Raw genomic sequence first — 21415 nt, 5'->3', positions numbered from 1 at the left:
CCTATCCATTTATTCTGTAACCCGTTGTTCCTTCTGTTCACTGTCGATCCGGTACTGATGGTCGATGATAGCCTCCTGGATATCCAGATAGGCCCAATGATTCTTGGAGACATCCGGGAATTTCACCGCATCTGCTCCATGGAGCGGGCCGCGGTCAAACATCTGATTAACAATGACTACTGCTTCCGCACGGGTCAGATAAGCATTCGGCTTGAAGCTGCCGTCCGGGTAGCCCTTGAGCAAGCCTGCCGACACGTTGGCTTCAATTACCGCCTGAGCCCAATGTCCAGTTGTATCGCTGAAGCTCGATTTTCCGTCTGCCGGTACTGCAAGCTTCAGGTAGTTGGCAGCAGCAGCGGCCATCTCTGCTCTCGTAATCGGTGCATTGCCCCGGAATTTCCCGGCCGGATCACCCTTCATCACGCCCTGTGCATTCACGAAGGCAATGGCTGCTGCGGCATAATGGCGGACAGCCACATCCGGGAAGGGAGGAGTGCCTACAGCCGCACTAGCATCATAGCCCAGATTCCGGGCAATCATGAGTGCCATCTGCGAACGCGTTACCCGTTCGTCCGGCTTGAATTCCCCATCCGGGAAGCCAACGATATAGGATACATGCGTAGCAGGCGACTGATTATTGAAGTTAATAATCGTAAAGGTACTGAATTTGCTTACCGAGAATTCCAGTCCAAGCAGTCCCTCTTTATAGGTAACCGCTTTGCCTTTGACAACCTCTTTCGTGCCGTCGGTATGCTCAATGAAAATACCGAGCTGTGCCAGGAATGCATTACGCGCCGCTTCATTCGCAGGCAGCTTCACATCTCTTAGCGGCAGGATCAGGGTTACCGCCCTGCTGGACAGGTTCGTCTCAATGGTCATCGGTCTGGCGACCACTTCGATTTTGTTGTCCTTGGCCACTTCGCGGACCACAGCTTCAAGCGTGGCTCTCTTCTCGATTTCACTCCGCTCTGTTGCACTTCTCACCGGCACCAGCCGGAAATAGAAGTCTTGTCCGATGCCTTCCAGCGATTCATTCGGAACACGCACAATTGCGTTCTCCGTATAGATTTCCAGTACAATGCCGTTCTCTTTCAGCAATTTGGCGGTTTCCGCCGGAATCTGGACATTCACTTCGCTGACATTGTCCGCCGCATCCGGGATGACTACACGGGCAATGCTTTGTCCCGTCTCTTTCGCCATCTTCACCGCTTCTTCAGCCTTATCCTTGGTGAAGCGGACCAGATCAGTGATCATGCCATTGCTCTGAGTGGTACGCTGTACCGGCACTTTCGTGATGCCAGCCGCATTGGCTCCGCCGATGGCCACATCCACCTGAATCACTTCGGTCTTGGATGTTTCAGGAGCTGCTGGAGCCGGAGCGGAACCTCCGCCTCCGCCTGAAGATACAGGCTCTTGTCTGGTAATGATCATTGTATACGTATTCGTTCCGCCTGCGGAATCCTTGACGGTAACCAGAACTTCATTCTTGCCTACTTTTAGAGGGAGCGCTTTGCTCCATTGACCGTTTGTAACCTCTACCGGAGCTTCACCGGCAATACTGAGTGTTACCACAGCACCAGGATCAAGTGTAACCGGCTTAAATGACATTTCATATACACTGTTCGCTACGGATACATCATAGCTTGCAGTTTCAGGCTTGAACTCAGGCTGCAGTGTGCCGCTCGAAGGATCAAGCGATACGAGCTTCCCGCTTGCGCGGATAACCTGAATCTGGTATTGCCCCAGCTTAACGCCCGGACGCTTCGCATCCACAATATCTACCTGGATGATGTTCAGCCCTTCCTGAAGCGGCAGCTTGCTCCAGTCTCCGTCAGGAACCTCTACACCGTTCAAGCTAACCTTGCGCAGCGTATCGTTATCTCCTGCCGGGGCAAGATTCAGCGCAATAGTCCCCGTCTCATTAGGCACGGTCGCCTGATAGCCGCTTGGTACATCCGGCTGGAAGGCTGGACTCAGCGATACCGGCTTATCCCCTGCCGTTAATCCCAGACCGTTTTCCGGCAGCTTGCCGCCGTCTGCGATATATTTGCCATCCCCGCCTAGGTCAATGCCCGGCTGCAATCCGGTAAGCGGGTTATTCTTATTGCCGTTCTCCGTTACATTGCCAAGCTCTGGATCGTAGCTCAACATGCCGCCGTTATGATCAGCGGGAATTGAAACGATCAGTTCATTCCCATTGATCTCAAAAGGCTCCTTAAGCGGCACGCCGCCGTAAGTGAACCCAGTCAGATCGGTCAGATCGTTGATCGGCTTATTGAACACCAGCTTGAGCTGCCCCGCTTCGGGATAAGCAGCAACGAGCTGAAGCGGAATCACATTGTTATCCTTCGTGATGCCTGACTGCTCGCCGGGCTGGATCGGCTTCAATTCGTTCAGAACGTTGCCTTCAGCCGTAACATTACCGGCAGCGGGATCGTACCCTACGATCAGCGCATCATCGGGACCAAGCGCTTCCTCCAGAACGACTTCCACTTTGTCGCCCTGTACGGACTTCACCGCAATAACCTTCCGGCCATCAATGGTCAGTCCGGTGAGATCAGCATCAGTCAACGCAGAGCCTACAGGCTGGTTGAACGTCAGTACCGCGTGATCCGGCTGGCCTTCGTTTACCGCCACATGGGTCAATTCCAGCTGTGGTACCGTGAACGGCACCAGCTTCGTTTCCGTTCTTACTTCATCGCCGAATGTCTTGGTCGAAGTCACCGCCACATGGTAGGAGCCCGGTGCCAGCGGACCCGGCAGCTTGGTGTCCCATTTATAGACATCATCGGTTACCGTAATCCCTACCTCAAGGTCGAACAGATGCGCATTCGGGTGGACATCCACTTTATACACAGCAGCCGTAACCACCGAATCGAGTGCAGCTTGTCCGGTTACCGGGAGGGGGAAGTCTGCTCCATATACCTCTGTTCCCTTAGCAGGCGTCTGAATTTCCAAGGAATCACCGAACGGTCCGTTCGCAATGAGCGTAAAGTCGGACACTGGCTCTTTCCCGGGTGTCTGAGCCTGGATTGCCGACTCTGCGGCATCATATTCGATTCGAACCACAGGATCATTGGACAGCGGACTGGCCAGGGTCAGAATAATGACACTAGGATCTTGATCAGATACTACAGCATGCGTAACATCGACCAGTCTTCCGTCCAATGTCACTCTGAAGTCATCCGTAGTATCGGTATCATCCGCATTGAACTTGATAGGCTTGTCAAACTTAATAGATACCTGGTTGTTGCTTCCCTCGGTATAGCTTGCGCTATCAGCCACTGGCGGCTGCTTCACCAATCCGGCAATGGCATCCGCCAGACCCTTGCGGGCGGCCTCAACTTCTTCAGGGGAAGTATGCTCATCTTCAAGGACAGCATTGGCAGCATCCGTTGCAGTCTTGAGAATGGCCAGAGAGGCCTTTGTATATTCCTGCGGCTCAAGACCAAGATAGCCCTCTGCTGCCTCGTTGAACTGCTTCAGCGGGGTTTTGTCCACCAGTGTTATCGTGGTGTTAATGTCGGTGTTGGAATCGCCTGGCATGCCGCCGTATTCAACAAGGTAGGCATCTACTTTGTTGTCGATTGCATAATCATTCCATTTACTTTTATATTGACCGCTAGAATAAATATGGACCACATGCTCGAACGTGGCGTCATTGGGTTCTCCCGTAGCCCAGTTAGCGTACATAGTGCCGTAAGTTGCATCGGTAACATTGGGAACTGTGGCAGTATCATTATTTTTTCCATTAATGTTATACCCCTTATAGAAAGGAAGGCCGGATTTGCCTTCGTATTGCACCATTCCTTCCGGTCCGGTTACCCAGCGCCAATCGCCGTAGCCGTTATATTTTCCAATGCTCTGCAAGGTAGAGACATTTTGGGTGGCCTTTCCGTTCCCGTCTACCGCCCGGGCTACGTCTTTCCCGCCAATCCAGCCAATTACCGGAGTCTTATCGACAATAAAAGCGTTCTCATCCGGGTCAGTAATCGTCACCAGATACCCTTGACGTCCATAATAACTCTTCTTCTCGGCATCCGCCTTGGCTTTCGGCCACTTGATGCTGGTTTCCGACACATACTCATAGAAATGGCCGTTTTTATTAAAGGCCGGGACAGGACCAAGGCCGAAGGTCAGACTGCGCTCTCCTGGTGATGTCATGGTGAATTCAGCATTTTCCAATACTTTCTGATAATCTGCAGTTGAAGCTTCGCCTTTTAATATATAGACACCGTCTCCCGGGCCGGAGGTAGCTGTAATTCCTGTATCCGCCGTTGCGAACGTAATCTTGTCACCTGACTTATAACCATTAATTACAACCGTAGCCCCTGACATCATTTCACCCGCATCTGCGGTGATAAAGAGTTCCGGGAAGGTTAATTTTACTGCTCCGTCATCCTTGGTGAAACTCCGGTACTTCTCCGAAGTGAAAATTTGTTCCGTACCTTCATTCTCCGCGACTGCCGCATGAGCCACTGGCCCAAGCACCGCAAAGTTGGCGGTGACCAGCGCAATCGACAAAGAGGCGGCCAGACTTCGGGACCATCCTTTGTTCCATTTCTTCGATATTGTCATCTTTTTGTGTACTCCTCATCTAATGGGACTTTTATGGGATCAGCCGACACTTCCTATTGTTCATAGACCGCTTGCCTGTTACCTGTAAATTCCTCCCTTCCTATGCAGGCGTTCACCAAATCGTACTAACGGGATACCGACAGGTTGTGTATAATAATCTCTTAGTTTCTAATACTATCCGACAGTCCTCTACATTAACTCTACAAATCCCCTTTTTTGTGACAAATATCATTGCATAATTGCGAATCTCCTCCCAACCTTATGTTGCGGTTCATTTGAAAAGTTAAAAAAAGACACCCTAAGGGGTGCCCTGGTTGATCCTGCGGATCGCTTATTTCCGTTAATTCACCGGGATATACATCTTCTGAACCTCCTGCACCCCGGGCTTAAACCCGAGATTATAGTACACAGATTCCGCATCATTTCCCTCCATTACATACAATCTCAGCAGCGGATAAGTCCCCTTCAGAGTGGTAAGGGCTCTTTGCAGCATACGTGTAGCCAGTCTTCTCCCACGATAAGCGGGATTAACGCCAATGCTATAGACTGCGGCCACATCATCCTGGAGACACAGCCGGCAATTGGCAATGAGCTGTCCCGTCGCCTTATCGAATACCAGCGTGGAGGCCTGTGTTAATTTCTCATTAGAGTAACTAGGATCAGTAGGCAGGAAATCTTTCACAACCGTTTGCTTCCGCCGGGTTGCATCCAAGCCCTCTCTAAAGCTCTCGAAATCACAACGGGCAATCTCTTCTGTGAGAATAAACCGCTTGTCCCCGGCCTCATTCTCCTCCACTTCGGGACTTTCAATCCGCAGATCATCCTCCCAGTCCACTTGGAATAGTTCTGTAGGCCGCTGCATCCAGCGGCATCTGAATTCATCTGGCCAGAAGCCTGCACGCGCGTATAGGTGAACCTGATCCGGCAGAACCTCATAGGTCCGTATCGGTTCCTTCCGGTCAGACCACTGAATCAACAACTTTTTAAGCTGCTTCAATATTCCGAATGAATCGTTAAACGGAGGGATTACAAAGAGATGGTAGATCACATTCGGTGACATCCGGACTCCGCCGATTCTACTCTCCCCCTTGTATATCCAAAAGGCATTCCTGCGCGGATTCGTATAAACTTCTTCTCTAAAAAAGCCGTTATACTCCATGTTATAATAGACGGAGCAATATACTCCCCACTCCCCGGGCTCTGCTCTCCGGATAGTCCATTCACCATTTAAATCGTAGGATATCGTATCTTCAGACCATTGCTTTACACTCATCGTGCACTCCTCCTTATACCTCAAGCCATCCGGCTGCACTCACATAGACCTTCCTTTTGATCTTAACAAGGCCATGTGCCCATTCAAATATAGGAAACTGCTATAAAAAGACTCTACTGTTTGTTTTTTTCTCAAATATAGGCTATATTGTCAGACCACAACTGTCTTATAATGGAATTGGGCGGGATTCTTCGGTCATTTGTGAACGCGCGTTCATAGCCCTGCCTGTCATCTATCATGAGGAGGAATGGTTATGCAATACGGTCATTTTGACGACAAGAACAAAGAGTACCTGATTACGAAGCCGAATACGCCTGCTCCTTGGGCCAACTATCTCGGCTCGCCGGAATACGGTGCGATTATCTCAGGTAACGCCGGGGGCTACAGCTTCGTGAAATCCGGGGCCAACGGACGGCATATCCGCTATCACTTCAACTCCAAGGACGAGCCAGGGCGCTACATTTATATCAAAGACCTGGAGAACGGGGATTATTGGTCCGGCTCCTGGCAGCCGGTAGGCAAGGATCTGGAGCAATACAAGTCCGTCTGCCATCATGGAACCGGATACACGAACATCGTCTCAGATTATGACAACATTCATACCGAGTCTTTATACTACGTACCGCTGAACAAGACCTATGAAGTATGGCGCATGAAGATCCGCAATGACGGCACTGCTGCTCGCAAGCTGGCCCTCTTCGGCTTCGCCGAATTCACCAATGACAACAACTATGAGCAAGATACCGTGAACCTGCAATACACGCTGTTTATTTCCCGGACCTACTTCAAGCACGATAAAATTCTTCAAGTCATCAATGAAAACATCGCGGGAGAGCAAACCTGGAGATTCTTCGGCGCGGCCGGAGCAGAGGTGGCCGGTTATGACGGGGACCGCGATACATTCCTTGGAGATTACCGCAGCTACGGGAATCCGCTCTCCGTGGAGAACGGTCAATGCTCCAATTCGCTGAACTATAATACCAATGCCTGCGGTGCCCTGCAGCTCAATGTGGATCTGCAGCCGGGAGAAGAGAAGGAAGTCGCCTTCCTGCTGGGACAATATGATGAAGAGGGAGCCTCCGGCATTCTTAGCCACTACCAGGATTTGTCCGTGGTAGACCGGGAGCTTGAAGAGCTGAAGACCTTCTGGCACAGCAAGCTTAACCGCTTCCAGGTGCAGACCCCAAGCAGCAATCTGAACCATATGATCAACACGTGGAATGCTTACCAGTGCTTCATTACCTTCATCTGGTCGCGTGCTGCCTCCTTCCAGTACTCCGGCCTGCGCAACGGGCTCGGCTACCGGGATACGGTGCAAGACATCCAGGGCATTATCCATCTGGACCATGAGATGGCTCTTGAACGCCTGCGGCTGATGATCTCTGCCCAGGTATCCAACGGCGGCGGGCTGCCGTTGGTGAAATTCGACCATAATCCGGGTCATGAGGGAACACCGGACGACCCTGAATATGTACGGGAGACGGGACATCCCCACTACCGGGCCGACGATGCCCTGTGGCTGTTCCCGACGGTTATCAAGTACCTGAATGAGAGCGGGAACTGGGACTTCACGGATGAGGTCATTCCTTATTCAGATCAAGGCGAAGCAACGGTGTATGAGCATCTGCGGCAGGCGCTTCAATTCAGTCTCGACCGGATGGGTGCCCACGGCATGCCGGTTGGACTTCATGCCGACTGGAACGATTGCCTGCGGCTTGGCGCCAAGGGTGAATCACTGTTCGTGGCCTTCCAGCTGTACATGGGCTTCAAGGTATTCATGGGTATCGCGGAGAACAAGAACAAGCCGGAGGATACGGCGTGGGCACAAGGGCTGCTGGAGGAACTGGACGGCAATATCCAGAAGTATGCCTGGGAGAACGACCAGTTCGTCCGCGGCTTCACCGAGGACAACTATACCATCGGCTCCTGGGAGAACGATGAGGGCCGAATTTGGCTGAACCCGCAGAGCTGGTCGGTGTTAAGCGGCGCGGCCCGCACGGAACAGGCCAAACTCGCCATGGACAAGGTCTATGACAATCTGCGGACCGATTACGGCACGATGCTGTTCTACCCGCCATTCCGCAAATATGGCTTGCCGGTAGCACTGATGGCGCTGTTCAATGCCTCAACGAAGGAGAACGGCGGCATCTTCAGTCAACCGCAGGGCTGGCTCATTCTGGCAGAGACGATGATCGGTAACGGTGAACGCGCGTTCGAGTACTTCCTGAACTGCAGCCCTGCTACCATGAACGACAGTGCGGAGGTCCGTAAGCTGGAGCCTTACGTCCACGGCCAATTCGTGGAGTCCAAGGACAGCCCGTATCAGGGCCGGGCCCATGTCCACTGGCTGACCGGCACGGCCTCCACCGTCATGGTCTCACTGGCAGAGGGCATTATGGGCGTTCAGCCGCAGAAGGACGGCCTCCGTCTGGATCCGTGTGTCCCTTCGGATTGGACCGACTTCTCCATGGTGCGCGAGTTCCGCGGGAAGAAGCTGAACATCCAGGTGGAGAACAAGAACGGCGTCCAGAAGGGCGTCTCCCGTATCGTCATCAACGGCGAGGAGATCGAAGGCAACCTGATTCCTGTGTCCCGGATGGCGGCAGAGAACGATGTACTGGTTGTGATGGGTTAACTTCACGCTGGTCCGAGGAACGGCATAGATAGATACGAAGAAGGAGAGCAGCCCCGCCGGGCGCTCTCCTTCTTTTCATATCATGCTACTTCAAAATCTTATTCAATTCCTCCGCCGACTTCCTGCTGTTCGCTCTGGCATAGAAGTAGAACGCCACCGTATGCAGAATCACCGATAACAGCAGCATTCCTGGCCACCAGGCGCTGATAATCCCGAACATTTCGACAGAGAACAGCCATACCATGCCCATTCCGCCGGCAATACTGAGAAGCGAACCGATCAGAATATTCCACAGCGGCTTCAGCGTAAAGTGATTCCACAGCACATTATACATCACCCCGAAGACTACGGCAGCGATAGTGGCGATACCCGCCAGACGCCACAGATACAACATCTCCACCGGCTGATCTCTGAAGAACACCGTTAACAGCAGCGTGACCCAAAGCGACGTAAGAGTAAATACCTGAAAGAATCCTTGCCTGATCTGATTAGCCATGATAACTCCTCCTGAAATCATTGATATAGTAACGGCTGACAGTATAAGATGTATTATCCGTCAGCAGGACTTCCACCCGTGCATTAGCGGTCGCCGAGAATTCTGTAATGTAGCGGGTATTGATAATGGTCTGGTTGTTGATCTTGATGAACCCGGGCGCATCCAGCACCTCCATCGCGAACTTCAGCCTCGTGTTCAGCAGGTACATCTCTCCGGTAATCAGACGTACGCTGCACATCCGGTCTTCCGCCTCGATTACCGCGACCTTGCTTGTCTCCAGGGAGACCTGGCGGTTATTGCTGGCATTGATGACTGTGATCCGCTTCTCTGCCGCCTGAAGGGCAGCCTCAAGGCGTTTCCATTGTTCCTGTTCTGCCGGATGCGTAACGACCTTGGCCAATCCCCGGTCCATCCCGCTGTCTGCTTCAAATCTAATCTCCAACTGGCACTGCCTCCTCTCAACACCCATATTATTATCCTAAAAGCGTCTTGACCATCAATCTGCGTTTTCTTGCAGGAATCTGGCGTTTTATTTCATTTTAGCTCCTTCTGCGGCTAAACAGGTACGCGAACAAGACTGCCGGGAGCTTCCCGGCAGCCTGCCTGACTTTTCTTTTATAACCTCGGATCGATCTCCTTCTCCTTCGTCACCTCGAACAACAGGTTCGCGGCAATCTGCTTGTAGCTGCTGTTGTCCGCCGAGATCTCCTCCAGCTTAATCTCCAGCAGCTGCTTACCCAACCGGTGTTCAGCAAGGGAAGTACGCAGCTTAGGTGCGATATTCTTCTGCTTCATCAGCTTGGAATACTTGTGTGGGAATCTGTAATCGTAGCCGTAAATAATGGACAGGTAACCCGGATTGCGGACCTTCAGGTAAGGGACCACTCCCGGCCGCTCCTGCTCCGGCTTGATCACGATCCCCTCCATCTGCCGCTCAACGGTAATGGCAGCGAAATATTCCTGTGCCCGGCTGTAAGCCTCCGGCTCCTGCAGATCCAGCACCAGAATCTCATCATCATTCAGGAAGCGGTATTGCTCCGAGGTCGCCCCTTCAGGCACCCGTTCCTCCCCGCTCTCCAGCACTTCCTTCAGGATGGCAAAAGGCTTAAATGCAAGCTCCGCATCCCCCGCATACAGCTCCAGCTGCTGCTTATACACCCGGTACGCCTCGTCCCGCTGGTCAAGCCCCACATAGGCATCCCGGATACTGCGGACATGCTTATACGTCTGGTATACATGGGCGCCGTAGCTGGTGTTAAGCGCATCTTTGGTCAGATGATGCTGGTCCTGCTCGAACCCGCTGGCTTCATATTCCCGGATCAGCTCACTGAGCGACTCCTCGAACCCGTGCTCTCTCAAGAACGCTAGCTCATTCTCCAGTGCCCGCCCAATCGGCTGGAACTGGCGTTCAATCAGCCCTTCCCCCAGCGCTTTCCAGGGTAGAAGCTCCCCGTCCAGCAGCAGCACACGGATGCCTTGCTCCGCCATATACGTTCCGAACCGCTCTAGCAGCCCTTCATAAACCGGCGTCAGATCGACAGCTTTGACCTTATAACCGTTGCGGCTAACCGCGTAGCAATGCTCTACGTCCCGGTACAGATACGCCGTGCAGCGTGATCCCATATACTTGGGCTGAAGGACCACTTCAGACACCCCGCGTCTGGCAAAATAATCCAGACCCTTGCGCAGTGACTCCAGCTCGCCTGCTACTTCATCCTTATCCGCTGGCGACATCGTCCCGGAGATGAAGTTGACCTTGTTCTGCGAGGAATAATGCAGCCTGCGCATGGACTCCGCATCCAGTTCCTCCACAGAGACCGTGCTCACTTCGCGGAAGAGAACCGGCAATTCTTCCGGCAATAGCTGCTGGCGGGATTTATGGCTTTTGTAGAACGGCTTGAAGGTTATATGGACAGAAGTTAGCCCGTTCCCATGCACGGCTCCTGTGTCGAGATGAAGCTTGTTCTTGATGCGGAACGTCTGTTTGGCGGCAATATGTCCGAACAGATGAAACGGATGATTACCCTCCGCCTCCTCCTTCAAGAAGTCCAGCTGCTGCTCGTACGCAGACTCACGGTCCAGCCGGAAGTTGCGCTGATGGCGCAGCGAATTCGTATCCAGCTTCCCGATATACTTGTTGCGACAAGGGGCATGAGTCACATAGAAGGAAGGCCCCCGATTCCCGATATAGCGGTAAAACGGCTTCGCACTCTCCACCAGCACGGAGAATTGACGGAACAGCTCCTCATCTTCCTGTAATACCTGAGTGGAGTCAAAATAGGTTCTCAGCAGCTCCGGCTCAGTCCCCTTGATCTCCCCCCGCAGGTACTTGTAAACGAAATTCTCATGGTTACCCATTACGAACAAGAAATGCTCCTGATTGCTATACAAGAACCGGGTGATCTCCCGGGTCTGCTTGCCCTTATCGATCCAGTCGCCCGCCAGGATGATCCGTGTATTCTTCAGCTTATCCGTAGCGCTTAGCTTCCCTTCTTCAATCCGGTAGCCGTAGCTGCGCAGCAGCCCTTGCAGTTCTTGAACACACTCGTGTACGTCCCCGACCACAATGTATTCCTGCTCCTGTGGAAGCACCGCAGCGGCATACGCCTCCCAGTCCTGAATGTGCACCCGGTAATCCGGGTTCGGCCGCTTTTCCTCCGAATCATCAGTACCTTCCAGACCTTCCAGCAGAAAATCCTTGGCCCGCACCTTATGAATACTGTGGTAGCCCTCACGGGACAGCACTGGCAGCACTTCCCGGCGCAGCCGGTTCAGGTGACCCGATATCAGCTTCTTCGAGCGCTCCGAGGCATAATAATCCTCCCGTTTACGGTAATCGAACAGAATGACCTCCAGATTATACTGGTTCTCCTGGGCAATCGCCCGCACCTTGCTGCGGTAATCCTCGGCGAGACCTATCGTATCCATAATGACAAACTCCGCATTAATCGGCCAGGAGGTGACCCGCTTCAGCCGCTCGAACAACAGCGCGAACGTATGCGAGCTGGCCTCCAGCATGACCTGGTCGTATTTATCGTAGTCATAGCCCAGGATCTCCTGACGGATCAGGTCCGAGGAGAGGTACTGCACATTCGTGCGCAGACCTGTAGTGCTGTCCTCAAGCCTGAGCTGCGGGATCAGAACTTCTTTGGCAAAAGTAGACTTCCCGCACTCCGTCGCTCCCACCAGCATGAATATCGTGTGTACCTTCGTCTGAATGTCCATGGTCTAACCCTCCTGTCTGCGCACAATCGCGCTCTGCGTGGTACGAATGTCGCCCACCCGGTCGCCCACGAGTGAGAACTCGGCTTCTACGCCCAGCCCTTGAAGTGTGGCAGTCAGCCACTCTTCGAACGCCGCCTGACCCTTTTCCCACTTGTGATCCTCATGCCGGAAGCCCTCCAGCTCATAGTAAGGATTGAAATCCGCATTCGGCGTAGTCACAATCAGCTGCCCGAAATCAACATGGCGGATGATCTGCCGGATCAGCGCAGCCGCTTCTGTCTCACTCATATGCTCCACAACCTCAGTCAGTATGATATCCACCTGCTCTCCGTTGTACAGCTCCAGGAAATGCTCCAGCGAGCGGAAGGTGACGATGTTATCGAGCTCCTTGGCCTTTGCCTTCCGGTTCACGACCTCCAGCAGCTCCTCGTTGATGTCCACCGCATAATAAGCGCCTTCGATCTTTCCGGCATACGGAATGGCGTAGAAGCCTTCCCCGCAGCCGATATCCAGAATGGGCTTATCGAACGGAAGCACACCTGAGATGAACGTCCGCCGCTGCATCGCCGTACTGCCATATTCCAGACCGATCGGATACAGCTCCGTTTGCTCGACCGCCGCCTTGTACCGCTTGAACTGCTCCCGGGTCTTCAGGAGATTCCGGGCGAACAGGCTGCGGATATAGAAAGGGGCGTCCATCACGTTCAGACTGCGGATATATTTGTCCAGAATCCGGTCCGAAATATCGATATACTCATCCCCGAAGATCGATAGGAATAAGGACAGCACACTGACCACATGCAGGAGGTGGTAGAGGCTTTTGCGCGTAGTAATGGTTAGAGAATAGCTCTTATGCGCCTGATGCTCCAGGGTGAACGTATAGTCCTTCAGATGCTGCTCGAAGAACCGGATGTAATGCAGCCGCTCGACATGAATCATCTGGATGGTAAAAGAGTGCTCAAACCCCTCCGCATCCCGATCATCCCGCGCCTTGAACGGGGTAGAGAAGAACTCATTCACCGCATTCAGCGGGAATAACGGGGTGTTGTAGCGGGAGACATTGAGGTACTCGAAGCTCTCGCCATCGTTCTTTTTATAGGAGACCTCATTGTCAGCATCCTTGAAATACACATTATAGGTGGCCTCATCCGAATACCAGCCGTATGCGATACCCTGGCGGACCGGGCGAAGCTGCATGCCGCTCTGCGGATTCTTTTTAATGATGAAGCTCAGCTGCGGGTTCGTTGATCTCAGTTGTACAATAGCCATGATTGTGTTCCTCCTAACTTAAAGCTTAACTAATGATTTTATGTTTTGGGATTAACCGTGACTCCAGAGAAGTTTTGGACTGCCGGCCGCTGTTATGGTTGGATTTCCTGATTTAGACCGCCAATGGCGGTAGAAACCCGCAGACAGCTGATGCTTCCGAAGTGAGCTTTCCTGCGGAAAGCTTTCAGGCGGACGCTAACGCTCCTCCAGTTCCAAAATTCCCCTACGCCACTTTTCCCTTAACTTAAATTTCCAAGTTCAATCTTAACCCCCACACTTCCTGCAAGGCCTCCCGGAACAGAGCATCAAGCTGCCCGTCCCGATTGTCCGTCTTGGCACTGAGGTATGCCGCCGCTGTCTTCTCCAGCTCTTGCAGCTGCTCCTCCAGATACTCGTTAATCACACTCAGCCGCGGCTCCAGGTCCAGCTCCTCACCCGACTTCTTCCGGGCCAGCAATTGCTGCACGACCTGCCATAGCTCCCCGTCCCTTGGGATCAGCCGGTCCACCAGCACATCGAATGCCATCGGCGGCATCTCCCCGTACTGGTGAATCCACTCACAGGCCAGCACCGGGCGCAGCACATAGAAGTACTTCTTGATCTTCACCTGCTCCCCTTGGAGGTAATCCCGGTAGTTGCCTTTGGCCATATTCAGGTAATGGTACATACAGGATTTCGGCGAAAAGGTATACGGTGAGATCCCCCTAAGCTGCTCCGCCACGCTGAACTTCTCAGCATACTGGATCGGGGATTGCAGCCACTCCAGCAGCGGCGGGTTGGATTTGTGGAACAGCTTGAGCGCTTTGCGCAGATCCCAGCCGCTAATATCCAGCATATTGTTAATCGGACGCTCTATGACATCCCTTTGATCCCAGATCGATAAATACCACTCCGGCCGATGCAGGTAGATGAACCGCACATCGTAATCGCTGTCCTGCGAGGGGAACCCCCATGCCCGGCTGCCCGATTCACAGGCATAGAGGATCGTCACTTGCTCCTCTTGTTCAATCTGCTTCAATTGCTCATGGATGAGCGTATTGATAGGATTCATGCCATCCCTCCGTTCCAAGTCGGTTTCGCTGGCCTTATCTTCCCTCATTTTGCCAAGGAGGAACAGGGTGAAAGTATGGCGGCAGACAAAAATCTTCCATTTCAAGCAACTCTGGTGCTTAATAGAGGTATTAACTATTACAACTCATGAATGCGCTACAGGCTGGAGGTATACATATGGCCAAGGAAAGCTTCGATAAAGAAATACAGTTTCTCCGTATGCTGTCACTGGCCGGGGGAGCTTACAGCAGGCAGCAATTCGCCGAGCGGCTCGGCATTTCCGTACATACCTATGACAAAACGCTGCGCAATCTCAAGGAGATGGTGACCGTCCTGCAGCAGGATCTGACCGCAGAACAAGGCACCGAGCTGTCCGAATGGCTCCGCTATAATTACTATGAATCTGCCGATCCGCTGCTCCTGTTCCTGTTCCGGGCGAAGTCACTGAAGGAGACAGAGAGCATCCGGCTGACGCTGCTGTTAACCGCACTTCAGAGCGAGGAACTGACGGCCAAGGAACTGCATGACGGCTGTTGTGACCAGATGCCCGCCGATTCACCGCTGCCGGACGAGAAGACCATCCGGGGAGACCTGAAATACCTGGAGGAGGTCGGCGTGATTGTAAGGGTGAATGAGAAGCGTCCCTACCGGTACAAGGCAGCCAACGAACTGCTGGACCAGCTTACGGATGATGAGCTGCTAGACCTGTTCGATTATGTAGATGTCATTGCCAATACGCAGATTCCGTCTGTCCAGGGTTACCTCCTGCGTGACACCTTGAAGAAGGCGCTGCGGATACGGGGCATTCTTCCCGAAGCCACGGAGACCCACCGGTACAAATACCATTACCATTCACGGATTCTGGATGAGGCGCATCTCTATACGATCCACGGGGCGATCCGGCAGCGGCGGAGAATCAAATTCCTCTATCTATCGCCCAAAAAAGGCATGAACTACACCTCCCAGAACACTAACCCCCTCTTCGAGCGGGAATCGGCAGGAATTACGGACAGCCTGCTTCCGCTGCGTGTCGTCTACGATCATCAGTATGGGCGATGGTATCTAATCGGCAATCACAGCCGGACCGGGATTAAGAAATTACGGATGGACGGCCTGACCCAGGTTGAAGAGGGCGAGCCTGTAGAAGAAGAGGAGTTTGCGCAGAGACTTCAGCAATTAGAGGCTCTGTTGGAGTATAGCTGGGTAACAGATACCAACCGTGCGGTGAAGGTCGCCGTCAGATTCTATAATCCCAGCCGGTCCGGCGCCAACTTCATCCGGGAGCGGGTCGAGGCGCAGGGGCAGTGGGGAACCATTACGGAGGAGTCCGATACGACCTTCCTGTACGAGATTACAGTGAACGAGATCTTTGAGATCAAGCCGTGGCTGCGGAGCTTCGGCTCCAGCTGCGAGATTCTGGAGCCCCGCTGGCTGCGCAAGCAGTTCATGGAGGAATGGAAGGAGATTAAGAGCTACTATGAATCCCTTTGAGAAAATATTCAACTTCCAGATCATCTCCCGCCTGGAAGAGGCCGGCTCCCTGGCGCTAACCTCACAGGAGCGTTCCTGGCTGAAGACGATGCTGGGGCATCCGGCGGCGGCTGAAGCTTTTTCAACAGAAACCTTACGTAAACTGAATTCCCTGCTGGAGCCTGAAGCTTCTATTGAAGTAGGAGAGATCATCATCGAGAAGGCCCGCAGCAAGGAGCGCCAGGTCTATCATCCGCTGCTCCGCCCCCTGCGCCGCATCATCATGGAGAATCAGGGAATTCAGCTCACGTATGCGATCAAGCATGGCGGGGAACGGACCGATCCGTCCGGCTTCCCCCACAAGCTGGAGTACAATATGTATAAGCGGGAGTGGTACTTACAGTGGTACAGCACCCGGCAGCGCTCACTCATGTCCACGAAGCTGCGGAACATCGTGTCTGCCGAACCTGCTCTCATCCCCGCCCACCGGATAGAAGGCCTCAAGGCACGGATCTCACGTCTTCTAGACGGTCTGAGAGAATCCGCCTGTATTCAGGTTATCCCTGTCTACAATGCCGAGCTCTCGCGGATCTTGTCCACCTTCTCCTGCTTCGATAAGTCAGTGGCCTTCGATGAAGCTACGGGGATCTATCACATCACCGTCCACTACATGCGAGACGACAGCGAGTTCCTGCTCTCCCGCATCCGCTTCCTGGGCCTGCGCGTGAAGATCACCCAGGGCGAGCAGCTGAAGCAGCGTATGCTGAAGTCGGCGGAGATGGCGGTTGGGCGGTATGGGGAGGGATAGTCAGGTCTCTTACTCAATTAGCACTTCAATCATCGTCATAGCCCCAGCCTTGAATCCTGACACAAATGCAGCCGTCATATCCATTCCCTGCACTTGTGAATATAGCTCCAATAAAGACTCCAGCTCGTCGAACTCGCTCGCAGACAGCTTCTGCTTCCAAGCTTCGAGAGATTCGGTAATCTGACCGTTAAGCGGACGATAATTGGGGTCCTTGGAGATTATATCTTCATTAGGAAATAGACTTCCATGATATAGCGATTCGAGAATATTGGGCATTAGGGCCTCCTTCATAAGCTACATTATAAATTTAGGATATAAATCAGCGTAGCATAATTATAAAGCATGTTTGGTACGCATAAGCGTATAGTCAAGTAAAAATTCAAAAAATGGAGGGATTCCAATAGGGAAGAGTATTGTAGTGAAAATATCAGAATTGACACTTAAGCATAAGATTTCGATGCGGGAGTTGTCTAGGCTATCGCATGTCCGCCATGCTGCATTGAGCGAGCTGGCCAATGGTAAACGAGATAGCATTAATTTTAGTCATATCGTTAGAATTGCAGAAGCTTTAGACATTCAGGACATACGGGAGATTATTGATTTGGTTGACAGTAAAGAAAATAATTGATTTTACATTTAAAGATTAAAAAACAGGGGGAATATTTATGAGTAAAGTCGTACTTTTAATTTCAAGTGTTGTTATAGGCGTACTTGTAATGGTGTCGCCAGGATTTATCACTGGGCATACCTTTAGTTCAACACAATACCAGGGGAGCCTCTATGTTGCTGAGTTTGTTGTAAGAAGTTTGGCTTTAATTATTGGATTAGTCGTTATATATGATGGAATTAAATCCTTTTTTAAAAAACAGGTTACTACATAATACGAAGTTTGTAAGTGTATAGTAAATAATGAGCATTGAAATACTCACTAATAGAGTAAAAGGCGACCTCTGCAGGTCGCCTTAATTCGGGTCAGCGAAAGAAATCCCCCTACCTACTCCACCATCAAATAATACAAATTAGCAGTACTATCCTTCGAAATCGTATGCGTACCTGCCGCAAGGGAGACGGTGGCCACACCGTTCGTTATGGGATAGCTTGTCCCATCGACTTTGATTTTGGTCCCCTCTGAATTGAACACCAGTGTTAGCGTTGAGGCCTTGGCTGCGGTGAACTGGACGCTGGTGGCGCTCTCGATCTTCAGGCATTGCGTTAAGGTCAGGCCGTTATAGACTACCGTTCCTTTGCTGGTGGAGAGATTGCCCTGAATGGTGAAAAAACTGCTCGATGTTCCTGACGCTGTAAAATTGTGAATCGCTGCTCCTGGGGCTGGTGTTGACGTTGGCGCTGCTGTCGGCACTGGAGTAGCTGTCGGCACCGGAGTCGCTGTCGGCACAGGAGTTACCGTTGGCACAGGCGTTGCTGCCGGAGTCGGCGATGGGCCTCCCGGGTTAGCGTTGCCTCCCACAGATACCAGCCCCGAGGTGTAGCTTCGAATGGCTGACATTAATGGTGCGTTGAGGGCATAGGCGGTGTCATCTACAGCGTTATTGAAGCTCCAGCTAAAGTCACCGCCGCCCTGGCGTCCTGCTCCCGCTGTAACTTTCTGCTCTACTGCGCTTACGTTATCGACAGCTGCTGCGCTAACACCTGTATCGACTAACGTATCGAAGTTGTTATATGCTGTTCCACCGACAAGTGCTTTGTACGAGCCGGGAACGGCTTCGCTTCTGGATGAGGCGAGATATGCATCCGATGAAGTCGCATTCGCCGGTGCCGTTCCTGCACCGGAGTTCGCATAGATCAGACTTGCCGCCCCAACCACACTATTATTGAAGGCTTTGATCATCCCGCCGTTCTCCCCGGAGAACGTGCCTTCGCCCAGAGCATCTGTGCCTTGCAGGGAGCTTAGCATCGGGTTCTTGGTATTCCTGAACACATTTCCTTCCACGAAGGCCGAAGCGCCGGTAGTTACACCCACACCATATTTTGACACGCCGTCATAGAAGTTATTATACACATGGACCGAGGCTACTCTGATCCGCGGGTGACGCGAGTCGGAATGATCGAACCAGTTGTGGTGGAAGGTGACGAAGAATTCTGCAGACTCGCTAAGTCCGACCAGTGATGCTTTTCCGGAATCAAAATAGTGGTTGTACGAGATAGTGATATACGTTGATCCCTTCTTGAGGTCCGTAGAACCGTCCCCCTTGACCTGGTCGGCATCACTTCCCGCTGATCCATAGAAAATATCGTTATTATGCACCCATACATTCGCGTTGCCTGTATCCATCGAAATCCCGTCATCCGGGAACAACATCACGCCCAGGTTCCTTACCTCTACATTTCCGGTATACCTGAGCAGCATTCCCCAGCCGTAGGCAGTCGCATCTTTCCCTATTCCTTCGAGGGTAATGTTCATTTCCGTATAATTGGTTTTGCCTTTGAGCTCAAGATACCCGCTGCTGTTCAACTGTCCGCTCAGATCAGCAGCCTTCACTTGTCCGATGAACCGGATGGCAAGCGGGGTGGTATCATAGCCTTTTTGCCGAAGAGTAAGAATGCCGCCAAGACCAACTCCCGTCTGCACTGTACCCGAACTGCTGACAACAACGGGAAGTGTTACGGTCTGCGCATTCTGAGAGGTGACATACAGCACCTGCGCCCCGCTCTTCAGCGTTCCATTGTCATTATAAGCACCGGAGCCTGTACCATAAGGTGAAGCTGTGGAAAAAGCAAACCCGGACCGGTCATACGGCGCGGCGGCCAGCGTACCTGTCACTGCACTTGCCGTTCCCCCGCCTGACAGCACGGCTTCCACCTTCATAACATAGCTTCCGGCCGCAAGGCCTACGGCATCTGCTCTCCAGTAAGAGCCATACTTGCGGATCAGCTCATTATGAAGCTGCTGATACTGAGAATCTGCGGCGCTTGCAGCCTTGACGTATACCTTATATCCCGATGCATTACTGACAGGTGACCACTCCACGTAGGCAGCTTCATTTCCGCCTCCACTGCCTGTTACCGTAAGTCCTGCAGCGTGTACTACCGCCGTTCCCCACCCGCTGAATAACAGAGTGAGTCCAAGAGAAAACAACAATACTATACTGGTTACCTTCGCAACGATTCTATTCATTGATTTGCCTCCCGATTTAAATTTGTTGCAGAATACATTTGTAACCGCTTGCAATAACCTGTGGAATTTCGGTGTCTGCCCTCCTCTTGTACCGGGTGATCCGAACCCTTGAAGTAGACGGAAATGAACCTGTCGGATACCCCGAGCATAGCAGAAGCCGAATTAGTGCTGAAACAATCATTTGCTCATATCACCTCCAATTATGCGCTATTATGAGAAAATGATTATTTTGCAGCGAAGTGATACCTGCATACAAAAAGACACCCGCCCGGGGGTGCCTTGAACTGACGCTTCTTATCGATGATGCAAAGGTCACTGAAACTTCGTATTAACGCGGATCTGGCTGCTTTTACTTTTGACCGCAGCCTTCTCCGGCTCTGGGTTCAAGCTCTGGCCGATGTCGGTAGCGTTCTTCTTGAAGGTCTCGGTCACCGTCTGAATAACTTCCCCTACATTGTGCGCAGATTCAAAGATCGGATCGATGGTCTTGATCTTCCCTTTCACATCCCGGGTGACCTGATTCGCCGTGTGAATGAGCTGAGTCGCCTCTCCCGTCAATCCATGTATGGCATTTCTCACCTCGCCCAACGTCTTGTTGGTCTCCCCGAGCGTGGTCATTCCCTTGCGCAGTGTAAGAATCAAGAACACCGCCAGAGCAATAAAAGCGGCCGCAGCAAAAGCAACACTAAGCTGAATTAACATATGCAACGCCTCCTGTAGTTCCACTCTATGTCCAAGGTACAGACAACATTCCAACAGTTGCGGTTACAGCCCGCTTTTACCACCTTTGAAGGAAGATAATTTATGAATCAGCTTGTCCTTATAGATTAATCCGAAGATAAAGGCCAGGACGGAGATAGCGGAGATGACGATGGTGGGACCATAATTCTTATCGTAGATATTAGCCCCAATGCTTACGGAGGCCAGCAGCCACGGAAATCTGGCGATGAGCAGGATCGTAAAGAATCTTAGGGGCTTCATCGTCGTCAATCCCGCTGCATAGATGAACATATCCTTGGGAAGTCCGGGAATTATAAAGATAATGAACAGGAAAACCGAGAATTTGTTATTATCCATCATTCCTCTCATCCACTTGAACTTGTCCCTCTGAAGCAAACTATCAATGAAAGACCCGCCCAGGAATCTGGTGAAGTAGAAGGCAATCATTGCCCCCAGCAGCATCCCCCCAGTCACGAAGACCGCCCCTAGAGTTGTCCCATAGATGTATCCCCCGGCAATTTGAACGACCTCCCCCGGTATCGGGGCGATTACCGTCTGGAGAATCTGGAAGAGCACCAGCATAACCGGCCCTAATTTCCCCGTTGAGAGGATATAATCGCGGAAGCCGTCCAGCGACATCGTCAGCCGCAGAAGCTCCGGCAGGTATCTGATGAATACTATAATTGTCACAAGGCCCACGCAAGCGAGGAGAACCTTGCTGACCCGCTTTTTGTGTAATAACCAATCCATTTACG

Annotated in this window: 16 protein-coding genes; 5 read left to right on the top strand and 11 right to left on the bottom strand. The window is 52.2% G+C overall.

The window, feature by feature from the left end; all coding sequences use genetic code 11:
- Positions 1-9: 9 nt before the first annotated feature.
- Both MKY12_RS33150 and MKY12_RS33145 read right to left on the bottom strand, forming a co-directional pair.
- Positions 10-4578, bottom strand: coding sequence for an S-layer homology domain-containing protein (locus MKY12_RS33150; protein ID WP_339252875.1), 4569 nt, complete (start codon positions 4576-4578; stop codon positions 10-12).
- 340 nt (positions 4579-4918) lie between these two features.
- A complete protein-coding gene (locus MKY12_RS33145; RefSeq protein WP_339252873.1) occupies positions 4919-5851 on the bottom strand; it encodes a GNAT family N-acetyltransferase in 933 nt (310 codons plus the stop codon).
- 253 nt (positions 5852-6104) lie between these two features.
- On the opposite strand from MKY12_RS33145, the gene MKY12_RS33140 reads away from it, so the two are divergent.
- A complete protein-coding gene (locus MKY12_RS33140) occupies positions 6105-8486 on the top strand; it encodes a N,N'-diacetylchitobiose phosphorylase (protein WP_339252871.1) in 2382 nt (793 codons plus the stop codon).
- Between the two features lie 85 nt (positions 8487-8571).
- Here the strand turns inward: MKY12_RS33140 and MKY12_RS33135 are convergent, their stop codons facing one another.
- From MKY12_RS33135 to MKY12_RS33115, 5 genes are all read right to left on the bottom strand, one after another.
- Entirely contained in the window at positions 8572-8982 is a 411-nt protein-coding gene (locus MKY12_RS33135) for a hypothetical protein (RefSeq protein ID WP_339252869.1), read from the bottom strand.
- Positions 8975-9424 (bottom strand): LytTR family DNA-binding domain-containing protein, encoded by a 450-nt coding sequence (locus MKY12_RS33130; RefSeq protein WP_209994040.1) that lies wholly within the window; start codon positions 9422-9424, stop codon positions 8975-8977. The genes MKY12_RS33135 and MKY12_RS33130 overlap by 8 nt, the downstream gene beginning before the upstream one ends.
- A 173-nt stretch (positions 9425-9597) precedes the next feature.
- The gene (locus tag MKY12_RS33125) at positions 9598-12207 is read right to left on the bottom strand and encodes a metallophosphoesterase (protein WP_339312283.1); all 2610 of its coding nucleotides are present in this window, start codon (positions 12205-12207) and stop codon (positions 9598-9600) included.
- A 3-nt stretch (positions 12208-12210) separates the two neighbouring features.
- Entirely contained in the window at positions 12211-13476 is a 1266-nt protein-coding gene (locus tag MKY12_RS33120; RefSeq protein ID WP_339312282.1) for a class I SAM-dependent methyltransferase, read from the bottom strand.
- Positions 13477-13720: 244 nt separating this feature from the next.
- Positions 13721-14527 (bottom strand): nucleotidyltransferase domain-containing protein, encoded by an 807-nt coding sequence (locus tag MKY12_RS33115; RefSeq protein WP_339312280.1) that lies wholly within the window; start codon positions 14525-14527, stop codon positions 13721-13723.
- A 176-nt stretch (positions 14528-14703) separates the two neighbouring features.
- Here MKY12_RS33115 and MKY12_RS33110 point away from each other — a divergent pair, with 176 nt between their 5' ends.
- A complete protein-coding gene (locus MKY12_RS33110) occupies positions 14704-16017 on the top strand; it encodes a WYL domain-containing protein (protein ID WP_339312278.1) in 1314 nt (437 codons plus the stop codon).
- On the top strand, positions 16004-16804 hold the full coding sequence (locus MKY12_RS33105) for a WYL domain-containing protein (RefSeq protein WP_339312276.1): 801 nt from the start codon (positions 16004-16006) through the stop codon (positions 16802-16804). The genes MKY12_RS33110 and MKY12_RS33105 overlap by 14 nt, the downstream gene beginning before the upstream one ends.
- Before the next feature lie 9 nt (positions 16805-16813).
- On the opposite strand, the gene MKY12_RS33100 is transcribed toward MKY12_RS33105, so the two are convergent.
- Positions 16814-17080: a DUF6809 family protein gene (locus MKY12_RS33100; RefSeq protein ID WP_339312275.1), complete on the bottom strand. Its 267-nt coding sequence runs from the start codon at positions 17078-17080 to the stop codon at positions 16814-16816.
- Positions 17081-17204: 124 nt separating this feature from the next.
- Between MKY12_RS33100 and MKY12_RS33095 the strand changes: the two genes are divergently transcribed.
- Together MKY12_RS33095 and MKY12_RS33090 are read left to right on the top strand one after the other, a co-directional pair.
- On the top strand, positions 17205-17432 hold the full coding sequence (locus MKY12_RS33095; protein ID WP_339315024.1) for a helix-turn-helix transcriptional regulator: 228 nt from the start codon (positions 17205-17207) through the stop codon (positions 17430-17432).
- A gap of 37 nt (positions 17433-17469) precedes the next feature.
- Complete coding sequence (locus MKY12_RS33090; RefSeq protein WP_339312274.1) at positions 17470-17685, top strand: hypothetical protein; 216 nt, start codon at positions 17470-17472, stop codon at positions 17683-17685.
- A 113-nt stretch (positions 17686-17798) separates the two neighbouring features.
- Here the strand turns inward: MKY12_RS33090 and MKY12_RS33085 are convergent, their stop codons facing one another.
- The 3 genes from MKY12_RS33085 to MKY12_RS33075 all read right to left on the bottom strand — a co-directional run bounded on the left by MKY12_RS33085 (position 17799) and on the right by MKY12_RS33075 (position 21410).
- Positions 17799-19940 carry a pectate lyase gene (locus MKY12_RS33085; RefSeq protein ID WP_339312273.1) on the bottom strand — a complete coding sequence of 714 codons (2142 nt, stop codon included), beginning with the start codon at positions 19938-19940 and terminating at the stop codon, positions 17799-17801.
- Between the two features lie 312 nt (positions 19941-20252).
- Positions 20253-20642, bottom strand: coding sequence for a DUF948 domain-containing protein (locus tag MKY12_RS33080; protein WP_339312272.1), 390 nt, complete (start codon positions 20640-20642; stop codon positions 20253-20255).
- A 63-nt stretch (positions 20643-20705) separates the two neighbouring features.
- Complete coding sequence (locus MKY12_RS33075; protein WP_339312271.1) at positions 20706-21410, bottom strand: VTT domain-containing protein; 705 nt, start codon at positions 21408-21410, stop codon at positions 20706-20708.
- Positions 21411-21415 lie beyond the last annotated feature (5 nt).

The organism is Paenibacillus sp. FSL M7-0896 (assembly GCF_037975415.1).
GTDB classification, from domain to species: Bacteria; Bacillota; Bacilli; order Paenibacillales; family Paenibacillaceae; genus Paenibacillus_AQ; species Paenibacillus_AQ silagei.
The sequence above is the reverse complement of the archived record's forward strand: the minus strand, read 5'-3'. Positions and strand labels throughout refer to the sequence as shown.